Origin of the sequence: Methylocapsa palsarum, from assembly GCF_900114285.1 — a bacterium.
In the GTDB taxonomy this organism is placed as follows: domain Bacteria; phylum Pseudomonadota; class Alphaproteobacteria; order Rhizobiales; family Beijerinckiaceae; genus Methylocapsa; species Methylocapsa palsarum.
On the sequence record NZ_FOSN01000001.1, the window covers coordinates 314,780 to 326,168 of the forward strand.

General features: G+C 63.4%; 9 protein-coding genes. 3 read left to right on the forward strand and 6 right to left on the reverse strand.

Features of this window, described 5'->3' with window-relative positions; genetic code table 11:
- Positions 1 to 19: 19 nt before the first annotated feature.
- The 3 genes from BM177_RS01465 to BM177_RS01475 form a co-directional block, all read right to left on the reverse strand.
- The gene (locus BM177_RS01465; protein WP_244532025.1) at positions 20 to 1,357 is read right to left on the reverse strand and encodes a carbohydrate porin; all 1,338 of its coding nucleotides are present in this window, start codon (positions 1,355 to 1,357) and stop codon (positions 20 to 22) included.
- A gap of 145 nt (positions 1,358 to 1,502) precedes the next feature.
- A complete protein-coding gene (locus tag BM177_RS01470) occupies positions 1,503 to 2,954 on the reverse strand; it encodes a GntP family permease (RefSeq protein ID WP_091676398.1) in 1,452 nt (483 codons plus the stop codon).
- A 3-nt stretch (positions 2,955 to 2,957) separates the two neighbouring features.
- A complete protein-coding gene (locus tag BM177_RS01475) occupies positions 2,958 to 3,998 on the reverse strand; it encodes a patatin-like phospholipase family protein (RefSeq protein ID WP_091676402.1) in 1,041 nt (346 codons plus the stop codon).
- Between the two features lie 314 nt (positions 3,999 to 4,312).
- On the opposite strand from BM177_RS01475, the gene BM177_RS01480 reads away from it, so the two are divergent.
- The gene (locus BM177_RS01480) at positions 4,313 to 4,822 is read left to right on the forward strand and encodes a DUF1269 domain-containing protein (RefSeq protein WP_091676405.1); all 510 of its coding nucleotides are present in this window, start codon (positions 4,313 to 4,315) and stop codon (positions 4,820 to 4,822) included.
- Here the strand turns inward: BM177_RS01480 and BM177_RS01485 are convergent.
- Entirely contained in the window at positions 4,777 to 6,330 is a 1,554-nt protein-coding gene (locus tag BM177_RS01485; RefSeq protein ID WP_244532026.1) for an alpha/beta hydrolase, read from the reverse strand. The genes BM177_RS01480 and BM177_RS01485 overlap by 46 nt on opposite strands.
- A 140-nt stretch (positions 6,331 to 6,470) precedes the next feature.
- On the opposite strand from BM177_RS01485, the gene BM177_RS01490 reads away from it, so the two are divergent.
- Positions 6,471 to 7,685: an alpha/beta hydrolase gene (locus BM177_RS01490; protein WP_091676415.1), complete on the forward strand. Its 1,215-nt coding sequence runs from the start codon at positions 6,471 to 6,473 to the stop codon at positions 7,683 to 7,685.
- 484 nt (positions 7,686 to 8,169) lie between these two features.
- Positions 8,170 to 8,373, forward strand: a complete 204-nt coding sequence (locus tag BM177_RS19395) for a hypothetical protein (protein ID WP_139223471.1) — start codon at positions 8,170 to 8,172, stop codon at positions 8,371 to 8,373.
- Between the two features lie 184 nt (positions 8,374 to 8,557).
- Here the strand turns inward: BM177_RS19395 and BM177_RS01495 are convergent, their stop codons facing one another.
- Together BM177_RS01495 and BM177_RS01500 are read right to left on the reverse strand one after the other, a co-directional pair.
- On the reverse strand, positions 8,558 to 9,679 hold the full coding sequence (locus tag BM177_RS01495; protein ID WP_091676419.1) for an AI-2E family transporter: 1,122 nt from the start codon (positions 9,677 to 9,679) through the stop codon (positions 8,558 to 8,560).
- A 139-nt stretch (positions 9,680 to 9,818) separates the two neighbouring features.
- A complete protein-coding gene (locus BM177_RS01500) occupies positions 9,819 to 11,387 on the reverse strand; it encodes an efflux transporter outer membrane subunit (protein ID WP_244532027.1) in 1,569 nt (522 codons plus the stop codon).
- Positions 11,388 to 11,389: the final 2 nt, after the last annotated feature.

An 11,389-nucleotide genomic window follows, 5' to 3' on the forward strand; every position in this document is an offset into this window, starting at 1 on the left:
CGTCCCTAGCCCGAACTGCCTAAAACTTCGTCTGTAGCCGCAGCGCCGTGTAAATGGCTTGCGGCTTGCCCGGATTCCAGGGGTTGATCAGCTGCAGATCGCCGGAGAGGCGCAGCCAGGGCGTCAGCGCGAGATTGTAGAACGCCTCCACTCCGCCTTCGCTGCGGCGATCGACGTCGAGCGCGGCCAGCCCCGCGAGCAGGGGTTGGCTCAGCCCGAAATGGAAGAAGCCGGCGCCCCAGCGGTCGTCCTCGCGGCCCGCAAGCAATGTGTTGCCGCCAAGTCCGGCGAGGACGCTCCATTTGACCGGACTGGGATTGCCGTCCGACAGGGTCGCCAGCGTGAACAGACCCCAGCCCACGGCCGGGTTTTCTTCGCTCTGAACGAAATATTGCTGGACGGCGTAGGAGGCGAACCAGAACCCCTTTTGCGTCGCGACGCCGCCGCCCGGCGCCGGCGGGCGCGTCAGGTCGGTGATATTGTCGAGATCGACGCCGCGCGCATTGCTGTAGGCGGCGCGCAGGGTCTGAAAGCCGCGCAGGCCCGCGATCTGTGTTTCGAGAGTCGCGGCGGCGCCCACCGCCAGCCCCTTCTCGAACGGATGCTCGATGACCTGCGGGTTGATCGCGCTGCGCGGATCGGCGATCAGCAGGGCGAAACTGACCGGCTTGGTCTTGAGCGCCAGGATCGCGCCCAGCAGATAGGGCGCCGAGACGACGACCCTGTCGCCGGCCCCTCCCCTGAAGGCCGTATAGGCGACCCCGGTCGATGGCAGGGCGAAAGCCCTGTTCATGAACGTGTCGATTCCGCCGCCGCCGATCAGCGGGGTCTTGGACGCAAGCGTCATCATGTTGAATTTTCCGGCGCTGAGGGAAACGAGGTCGCCGAAATCCTGCGTGACGCTGAGGGAGAGCGCCGAATGATAGCCGTCCCGCTCCACATAGGCGAGCGCGGTATTGACCGGGACGAGCGCGAAATCCGCCCTGTTCAGATTTTGACCGAAGTAATGCTCATATTGGGCGTTCACGTGAAGGCCCGGCCAGAAGCCAAGTTTCTCCGCGTCCACCTTCAGGAAAGCGTCGACTTTGCCGCCATAGCGCCAGGTCTTGCTCGCCTCGCTGTCGGACTCGCCCTGATAGAATTGCGAAACCCAGACGTCGGGCATGAGGCCGAAGCTGCGCAATTGTTCCTTAGGGCCGCCCGGCGCATCGGTCAGGGAGGATTGGTCGAGCACGGAAGGTCTGGCGTCCTGCGCGGACGCGGCGTTCATTGCCGCGGCAAGAAGGATCGCTGCGGCAAGAAGGATCGCGACGGCGACGAGGCGGGCGGACGCCTGGCGAAGATGTCTCCAGATCACGGCGCTTTTCCAGCTTACGGCCCGGCCCGCGCGGGATCGCGGCTGCGGCAAGGCGTAACTTGCGGCCTGCGGCGAAATTGCGCAAATCCGGCGACGCGCGCTCAGGGCGACGCCTGGTCTCCCAGGACGCAACCGGTCAAGATTCTCAAAACGACCCGAACGCCGTCCCCAACCCGATCACCGCCACGAGCGCCAGAAGGCCGCCCACGATCGACACCATGACGATGTCGAAATAGCTCTCGCGATGGGTTGAGTTGCAGACCGCGAGCAGCGTGACCACCGCGCCGTTGTGCGGCAGGCTGTCGAGCGTGCCGGCGCCGATCACGGCGACGCGGTGGAGGAGGCCTGGGTCGATGCCCTGTTCGGCGGCGAGCTTCATGTAGGTGTCGCCGAGAGCGTCGAGCGCGATGGTGAGGCCGCCCGAGGCCGAGCCGGTGAGCGAGGCGAGAACGTTGGTCGCGACCGCGAGCGAGACGAGGGGACCGCCCTCGATGCCGAGCACCCATTCGCGCACCATGTCGAAGGCGGGGAGCGCGGCGATGACCGAGCCGAAGCCGACGAGGCTTGCGACGCTCAAGACGGGCAGGGCGGAGGCGTTGGCGCCCGCGTCCATGCTGCCGCGCAGATCAGGCAGGCGCTTGAAGTTGAGCGCGACCAGCGCGGCGATGGCGGCGGCGAGCGCGGTGACGACCGCCCACACTCCTCCGACGGCGGAGAGGGAGGTCGACCCCCATGATTCATCGGCGAGCCAGGATGCGTTGAGGCGCGGCAAGACGTAAAGCGACATCAGCAGATTGACGCCGACCACGATGGCGAGCGGCAGCACCGCCAACGCGATGGGCGGATTGGTCGCGCTGACTTCGCCGTGGCGGATCTCCGCCGGATCGAAACTGCCCGCAGTCGTCGCCCGCTCGCGTACGACGAGGTCCACGTCGCGCGGCGCATCGGGCTCCGCCTTGTCCCCGTAGCCCTCGCCTCTGGCGCGGGCGGCGGCCTCGACGCGGGCGAGCCACCAGAGGCCGAATCCGAGCATCACCACCGAGGCGATGAGTCCGAGGCCGGGAGCGGCGAAGGGCGTCGTGCCGAAGAACGGCATGGGAATAGCGTTCTGGATCGCGGGCGTGCCGGGCAGGGCGGACATGGTGAAGGTGGAGGTGCCAAGGGCGATCGCCGCCGGCATCAGCCGCCGCGGGATCTTGCCCGCGCGAAACAGGGCGTGCGCCATCGGAGCCAGCACGAAGAAGGCGACGAACAGGCTGACGCCGCCATAGGTGACGAGGGCTCCCGCGAGCACGACGGCCAGTACGGCGCGGCTCGGGCCAAGCCGCCGCGTCATGAAATCGGCGATGGAGGACACCGAACCGCTGTCCTCCATCAGCTTGCCGAACAGGGCGCCGAGCAGAAAGATCGGGAAGAATTGCATGACGAAGCGGGCGGCGCTCCCCATGAAGGTCTGGGTCCAGTGCGCGAGGAGGGGCTCGCCCGCCCAACCGGCGGCGAGGATCGCGGCGGCGGGAGCGAGCAGAAGAATGCTCCAGCCCCGGTACGCGAGCCAGACGAGAAGGCTGAGGGCGACGAGAATGCCGAGAAGTCCCATGGATCAGATCCCTTCCACCAGCGCGTCGATGTCGAGGGTCGAGCGCACGCCGAGGTCGTGCGCATGGGTCTCCAGGAAGGCCTGCGCCGATTTCCGTCCCTCGTCGCGCAGGAAGGTGAAGAAGTCCCATTCGGCGTTGAGCTTCGAGGAGGCGCCGAGATCGGTCATGACGTCGTTCTTGACGCTATGGATGCGCATGGCGGCCCAGAGCGCGCCCTCGCCGCTGCCGGGGTCCGCCACTTGCCGGAGCAGGGCCATCATGCGCAATTCCTTCAGCACGACTGCGTTGAAGGAAACTTCGTTGAGGCGGTTCAGGATCTCCGCCGCCGTCCGCGGCACGCCGTCCCGCACGACGGGGTTGATCGGAATGAGAATGGTGTCGTGCGATTTGCATTCCCGCACGAGGGTGGTGAGCGTCGGATTGCCGGAATAGCCGCCGTCCCAATAGGCCTCGCCGTCGATCTCGATGGCCTGGAACATGGTCGGCAGGCAGGCCGAGGCGAGCAGCACGTCCGGGGTGATGGAATCGTTCTTGAAGACCTTGCCCCGCCCGGTTCGGACATTGGTGGCGGTGATGAAAAGATGGATCGGCGAGCGCGCCAGCAAGTCGAAATCGATGAGGTCGGCGAGAATATCGCGCAGCGGATTGGCGCCCCTTGGATTGAGGTCATAGGGCGACCAGAGACGGGACATCAGGTCCATCGCGACATAGACGGGAGAGGAGTCGAGCGTCCAGCGGCCGAGCAGGACGTCGATGGGCCCGCGCTTGAACGGGCTGAACCGGGCCCCCTCCGAAACGCGCCGCCAGAACGTTTCAAGCGCCTCGCGCGCTCCGCGGGCTCCGCCCTTTTGGTAGCCGTGCACCAGCACCGCGGCGTTCATCGCGCCGGCGGACGTGCCGGAAATGCCGTCGATTTCCAACCAGGGCTCCTCGAGCAGGCGGTCGAGCACGCCCCAGGAGAACGCTCCATGCGCGCCGCCGCCCTGCACCGCAAGATCGACGAGGATGGGATCGCGCGTAATCGGGCTCGAAGCTTTTTCCATGTGACCTTGAGGATGTTGCCGACCTTGAGGATGTTGTCGAACGTGTTTCGGGGGGAGACGTGGATGGCGCCGCCATTTTAGGCGAACGCGGCGGGAGCGTCACGCGTTTTGTTGCAATGCAGCGAGCGGCCTCGCCTGCAACACGGCGCCTTTGCGAGGGAAGCCGAGCGCAATCAAAGCGCCGATCCGTTCAAAGCGCCGCCAAAGATTGCGGCCCTTCGCCTAATCCGTTACCACATGGCGGCTTGAAAACGCGCGGATGACTGCGCATTTTCTCCTAGCCAAACCGGCTCAAGCGCACACGGGGTAAGGGAATGTCCGATCTTGTCGTCATCGTCTATCCGAATCAGGAGAAGGCCGAAGAAGTGCGCACGCGCCTCTTCGAATTGCAGAAGGAATATCTGATCAAGCTTGCGGACGCTGTCATCGCCACCAAATCGGCGGACGGTCAGGTTCAGTTGCATCAAGTCGTCAATACGACAGCCTCCGGCGCCGTTTCCGGCAGTTTCTGGGGCTTGCTGGTTGGCGTGCTTTTCCTCAATCCGCTGCTTGGCGCGGCGTTGGGAGCGGCGGGCGGCGCGCTTGGCGGCGCGATGTCGGACTTCGGCATCAACGACGAGTTCATGAAGCAGCTTGCCGCCAGCATCCAGCCCGGCAACGCCGCTCTGTTCGTGCTGATCCGGGAAATGACGGCGGACAAGGTCGTTGACCAGATCAAGGATTATGGCGGCGTCGTGCTCAAGACGTCTCTCGACGACGCCAAGGAACAGGCGCTTCGTCAGGCTCTCGCCAGCGCGGTCTCGTCCGACGCGCCCGCGGCCTGAGCGAAACCGGCTTCGGTCAGGGCGGCGGTCGTCGCCTTGCCCGGCGTTTCTTGATTGCTCGCGCGAAGGCCTTCCTCGATTCTCTCGATCATGTAAGGGAAGAAGGGATTGGACGACATCCGCAGCAATGCGTCGAGGCTGATAATCAGGCCGCCGCGCTCCCCGCGCGGCGCGACGGCGCCGAGGTTGACGCCGAAATTCTCGCTGGGGTCGGGCTCAAGGCCATAGAGCGAGTCGCTGAGCGGAAACGGCACCGCGACATGCGAGAGCGAAAAAACTCCGGGCGGGTAGGATAACCCCAACACCCGCGTTCGTTCGACAGACGATCCCGCCTCCGTCACGCGTTCGACGACTTCGGGGCTGTCAGGGTCCGCGTTGGCGATGATCGTCGATCTGAACCGCCGGGGCGTCGCCGGCAGGAGCCGCGACAGCGCATTGTCCGGAGCGGTCCGCAACAATTGGCCGAATTTGGCGCTGCGATTCACATCGAACAGAACGAGTTCGCTGCCATTTGCCGGAAGCTGCTCGTAAAGGGCGGAAACGATCGCCCGGGTGCTGACGGTGAAATCCACGACCGATTGGAAGGTCAGGATCGGGGCAAGATCCTCCAGGCGCCTTTCTCGAGCCAGACGCGTGATCTGCTCTTGCAGGACGTGGGTCACGAGGTAGGACTGCCGGGCGCCGTTCACCGGAAACGAATTATATTTGAACGGATTGAACTCGGGCGTCACGCTGAGCCACGCCGCCTTCGCAAAGGCCGGGAATATTGCCGGCAGGGCGGCGATCCCGGCGAAGCGCGCGAAGCGCGTGATCCCGATCATCGGCGAAATCAGCACCAGGCGATCGGGGCGCGTCAGCTTCGGATTCTCGATGGCCTCCAGCGCATATTTCAGCGCCAGCGCGCCGCCGTTGGAGAAGCCAATGATATGCAACGGAAGCGCTGGTCCAATACGTCGCCGGGCCTCGCGGACCGCGAGGCGGGTCGCCGCCGTCCATTCCTGCCATTCGACGCTGGTCAGTGCGCCCGGAACCGTGCCGTGCGCGGGCAGCCGGATCGCAACAGAGACGAAGCCGTGGTCGCGATAGCGCCGGGCGATATGGCGCAAACTATAGGGCGAATCCGTCAGCCCGTGCAAAAACACCACGGCTCCGGCGGGCGGTCCTTCCGGCTCCAGCACGTAGGACCGGTTCCAGTCCTGGGCGAAGCCTTCCGGATAGACCGGACTGCCCTCGAAAAACCGATTGATCGGAATGCGCTCGTCCTCGGCGAGCCTCTGGCTGACGTTATGGCGCACCTCCGCGAAAATCTTGTCTTCGGCCTTGAGGTAATCGTCCCACCCGGCGCGATCGATCGCGGCGGCCTTCATTTCATGCGGGACAAACGTGTGCCAGGGCTCGAGCGGGGCTCCCCGCTGGGTGTCGTAGATGCGGACAGCGAGCAGGGTCAGGACGGCGATCGCGAGCACAGCGGCTGTTCGCCGGGTCCATTTCGTCAGCCACGCGCGCAATCTATGAGTGTCCTTCTCGACCGAGTAACGCCGCCGTTTTGGCTTGGAGCGCGAGCGCCGATGATTGCGCATGGCGTTATGGGAAGCGCAACATATTTAAGCTATAAGCGCGCTGAAGACCAAGCTGGCGAAGGGTACCAATGCGCATTTTGACTCTAATTCTGGTCTGCGCCGCCTTGGTTGGATGCGGCCGGGCGTCCGGCGTTCTCGAGCCGATCGCCGCCAGTCCTCCCGACGCCTCGCGAGTCGCGCTTCTGGTTGCGACCACGCGGGCGCCGTCCAGAGATCCAGGCGTTCTGTTCACGGGCGAGCGCGAAAGCGCGATCTCGTTGACTGACATGACCGTTTCGATTCCGCCGGCGCAGAACCGGCAAATCGGCCAGATCCAGTGGCCGGCCAGCCTGCCGCCCAATCCGCAGACGGATTTCGCGACCCTCAACGTGACGCCTCTGACAGGCTCGGGTCAGACGCAAGGCTGGCTGAAGCAACACCTGCCCCGTTCGCGCCGCGTCCTCGTCTATGTCCATGGCTTCAACAATCATTTTGACGATGCGGTCTATCAGCTGGCGCAGATCGTCCATGATTCCGGCGCAGACGCCGCTCCGGTCTTGTTCACCTGGCCCTCGCGCGGCAACATTTTCGAATATGTCTATGACAGGGAAAGCACGATCTCATCCCGCGACGCCCTCGAAGAGACGCTGCGCGCGATCGCCAGGGATCCGCGCGTGGGAGAAATCACGGTCATGGCCCATTCCATGGGATCCTGGCTGGTCATGGAGACATTGCGTCAGATGTCGATCCGCGACGGCCGGGTCGCGTCGAAAGTTCAGAACGTCATTCTGGCCTCGCCGGATCTCGACGTCGACGTGTTCGCGACGCAGTGGCGCAAGATCGGACAACCCCGCCCGCGCCTGACCGTTTTTGTGTCGCGCAATGACAAGGCGCTGAGGGTTTCGCGCCGTCTCGCCGGCAATATCGACAGGCTGGGTCAGATCGATCCGATGGCGGAGCCTTATCATTCGGCGCTGGAGAAATCAGGCGTCGACGTCATCGACCTCACCGATTTGACGGTCGCCAATTCCCTCAATCACTCGAAGTTCGCCGAAAATCCCGGGGTTGTCCAACTCATCGGCCAGAGACTGCTCACCGGTCAAACGCTCGCCGGCGCGGAGAGTCTTGGCGAGCGCGTCGGCGGGTTCGCGCTCGGCGTCGGTCAGACCGTCGGGGGCGTCGCAGGGGTCGCGATCAGCGCGCCAATCGCGATCGTCGATCCGAGTTCGCGCCGCGCCTATCAAAATCAGGTTGAGCATCTCGGCCACGCCGTCGAGGACACCGTTGAGTCCGCGACGCAATAGAGCATATTCCGATCGGATTGAATCAATCCAATCGAGAAGAATATGCTCAATTTTTTGACTCTGGAGCGATTTCTGATCGATCGCATGAAGTCATGCGATCGGAAAGCGCTCCAGGCGCCGCGCGCCAAATCGCGCACGCGGGGGCGACCTCAAAAAACGAAAACCCATCTTGATGGAGATTGAGACTGCTGCTACGTTTCGGCGGCGTCATTTTGTCGCCGTAACGAATAAGATTACAGAGCGTCCAAGACGCCAAGGAGGAAGAATCCCGCCAGGGTCAATTGGCGTCGGTCTGTATTCTTCTATGTCCCCCCTTGTTCCCTGACCTTCTCACACCGCTCCCTCATCTGGGGCGTCGGCGCAGCGAATCCCTTCGTCCAAGAAAGCACGGATTTGATGCTCTCTGGCGGGGCTGAAGCATCGCCAGTGAGAATTCCAATCTAGACGAGCGATGGCGCTCTACCTGACGAAAGGATAAATCCACATGTTGTCTCGCCGCACTCTCTTATCCGGTTTCTTCACCACGGCTATGGCGGCCGGCGCAGCGACCGTTCTCGTCGTCTCGGGCTCCACCGACGCCGAAGCGGTCGTCAATCCGCATCGTCATCCAAGGGCGATCGCGGTGAATCCGCACAGCCGCCGGCGACGGTCGCGTCATCCGGCGGCGGCGAAGCCGGCGGCCAAGTAGAATTGCGCAGGGCGCGCGATGGGTTTCATCGCGCGCCCTGTCTATCCGAGATCATTGTTCGATCAGAAGCAGTTTGGTCTGGGCGGCAAGCGCCGACGTGATGCGGGCGCATCAATCGCCGGATACAAGGCGAGGCGCCATTTTCGCCTCGCCAATGCGAATTCAAGACGCGCCCTTGATTGGCTCAGTGAGCGTCGCTCATCTTTTTCATGACTTCCTTTTCGACGCTGTGCGCGACGTCCTGCGCCGCGAGCGTATTTTTCGGCGGCCCTGAAAGCATCGTCGCGATCCAGCGGCTCGATGGATTAAGGTCGCACAAGGTGATGACGGCGAGCGTCAAGGGGACGCCGATGAGGGCGCCCGGAAGCCCCCAAAGAAAGCTCCACATGAAGAGCGCCACCACCGAGATGAAGGGAGAGATAGCGAGTTTCGCGCCTGAAAATGTCGGCTCGATATAGCTGCCAATCACGGATTGGACGAAAATGAGCCCGACGAAAACATAGGCTCCCATTTGCACCGATTCGAATTGAGCGGAGGCCAGGACGGTCGGCAGGACAGTCGCGATCAATGTGCCGATATAGGGGATGAAATTGAGAGCGAAGGCGATCACGCCCCACTCGGGCGCGAGATCGACGCCCTCGATCCACAAGAAGGCCCAGACAGCGACCCCCGTCAGAATGCTCGCAAGGGTGCGCACCACCATGTAGGTCCGCGCCTTCTCGGAGATCGTTTCAATCGCCTGGAGAAAATTCGTTCCCCCCTGGCCGGCGTGCAGGAAATCGCTAGCCGCTGTCCGGTTGTCGAAATTCTTGATATGCTGTCTGAAATCATCGACCTCGGGAAGCCCAAGCATCATATAGATCAGCACGATAAGACTAAATCCGATCAGGCTGTTCACGATGTCGGCGACAGATGAGGCGTATTGCATCAAAGACGCGGCATTGAACTTGTCGGAGAGCGAATCGGCGATGAAGATGTCGTGCTGCTCCAGCCAAACCGTCGTCTCCATGAAGAGAGACTGAAAGCGTGCGGTATTGGCCATGAACCAGCGGCCCACCTCGCCAAGTCCCCACGCGATGAGCGAGCCAAAAGCGATCATCACGACAACGGTCACCAGAATCGTGACCAGGATCGCTAGTCCTTTCGGGATGCGCTTCTGGAGGGTTTCCTGAATCGGCCAGACGACGGCCATGACGAAAAGCGCGACCGCGAGGGGCGCGAAGATCGAGCGCGCGAAATAAAGCGCGGCGGTCACAAGCACGGTGGCGCTCAGCGCCGGGATTCGAATAGTGCTGGCTCCCGCCATGGATCGTTACCCTTTTTCTTGATTGGTCCTCTCGTCAATATCGTACAATAGCGGTCAAACAGAAGAAAGGGGGGATGGGCCAGTCCCGACGGGTCTTTGATCCGCCGCCGACCCGGATACGCCGCCGAACCCGCCGCCGTTATTGCGGGAGTTGCGCCGTCGCGGCCGTTTGCTGCGGCTGATCGGGAAACGTTTGCTCCCAACCGCCGCCAAGCGCCTTGTACAACTGGACAAGGTTGGTCGAGACGGCGGCCGTGCTTTGCGCGAGCTGCTGTTGCGACTGCAACAAAGTGCGCTCCGCATCGAGAACCGTGATGAAGTCCCCGACGCCATTGCTGTAGCGCACGCGGGAAAGCATGAGAGCCGTTCGCGAGTGCTCGACCTCAGCTCTCAGGCTGTCGCGTCGCCGTTGTTCGGAGCCATAGGCGTTCAACGCATTGACGACGTCATGCCAGGCCTGAAGCACGGTCTTGTGGTATTGGAGTCCGGCTTCCTGCTGCTGCTCGGTGCGAAGGTTCAGAGTCGAGGTCAGACGTCCGCCCTCGAAGATTGGCAATGAGACCGTCGGGCCGGCCATATATTGCAGCGCATTGCCTGTCCAAAGCTTGTTGAGGGAAAGGGCGTTGAGTTCAAGATTTCCGTTCAATTTCACGCTCGGGTAGAATTCGGCGACGGCGACCCCGATATTCGCTGTTGCGGCATGCAATTGCGCCTCTGCGGCGCGAATGTCGGGGCGACGCCGGGCCAGTCCTGAAGGAACCCCCAGCGGCGCCCGGGGCGGCGCCGGAGGGATCGCCTTCGGCTGCGCCAGTTCGCTCCGGAGCGCACCGGGTTGTTCGTCGAGGATCAGGCTGATGGCGTTGATCTGGTTTTCAACATCGTTGCTGAAGTTCGGGATCTGAGCCCGCACGTTTTCGACCTGCGCCGCCGCATTTTCCACGTCGAGGCCGGTGGTGAGCCCCTTTTGCGCACGGGTTCGGGTGAGTTCGAGGATGTCGCTGGAGCTCTTGAGCGTCTCTGTCGCGATCGCAAGTTGCGTCTGCGCGGCCCGCAGCGCGATGTAATCCCGGGCGGTTTCCGCCAGCGCCGCGACGAGCACATCGCGGCGCTGGTATTCAGCCGTCTCGACTTGCGCGTCCGCGGATTCGATCTGGCGTCTGACATGACCCCAGAGGTCGAGCTCCCAGGACGCGTCGAAGCCGGTCTGCCAGATACTGACGGGCGGCACATGCGCGTCGGGACCAAGCAGGCTCAAAAGGCCGTTTTTGCTGTAGAGAGTCCGCTGATATTGGCCGTTGCCGTTGACCGACGGGAGAGCCGCCGCGGCGACGCCGCCCCGCTGGGCGCGGCTTTCCGAAAGTCGCGCCGTCGCGGTCTGTACGTCGAGATTTGCGCCTGCGACCCGTTCGGCAAGGGATGTGAGGACAGGATCGCGAAAGGTCCGCCACCACGCGGCTTCCGCCGGCGGGTCGGGGATCGCGGCTTCAAGATTCGCGGATTCCGCGGGCTGCGGCTCGGGCTTTCCAAAGAATGAGGCGCGCGGCAGCAACGGATCGGGAGGCGAGAAATCAGGACCGACGGAGCAGCCGGCCGTCGAAAGACAAGCCGCCAGCCCCGCCGCCAGCAACATCCGATGTGTGCAGATCATCGCCTGGCCAGCCTGGTTTGCGGGCGCTCCAAGAGGAGGATCACTCTGCGCCGACGTCATGA

Coding starts and splice junctions, on each gene's coding strand:
- BM177_RS01470 (WP_091676398.1), bottom strand. CDS start 2,954: ATGGGACTTCTCGGCATTCTCGTCGCCCTCAGCCTTCTCGTCTGGCTC.
- BM177_RS01475 (WP_091676402.1), bottom strand. CDS start 3,998: ATGGAAAAAGCTTCGAGCCCGATTACGCGCGATCCCATCCTCGTCGAT.
- BM177_RS01480 (WP_091676405.1), top strand. CDS start 4,313: ATGTCCGATCTTGTCGTCATCGTCTATCCGAATCAGGAGAAGGCCGAA.
- BM177_RS01490 (WP_091676415.1), top strand. CDS start 6,471: ATGCGCATTTTGACTCTAATTCTGGTCTGCGCCGCCTTGGTTGGATGC.
- BM177_RS19395 (WP_139223471.1), top strand. CDS start 8,170: ATGTTGTCTCGCCGCACTCTCTTATCCGGTTTCTTCACCACGGCTATG.
- BM177_RS01495 (WP_091676419.1), bottom strand. CDS start 9,679: ATGGCGGGAGCCAGCACTATTCGAATCCCGGCGCTGAGCGCCACCGTG.
- BM177_RS01500 (WP_244532027.1), bottom strand. CDS start 11,387: ATGACGTCGGCGCAGAGTGATCCTCCTCTTGGAGCGCCCGCAAACCAG.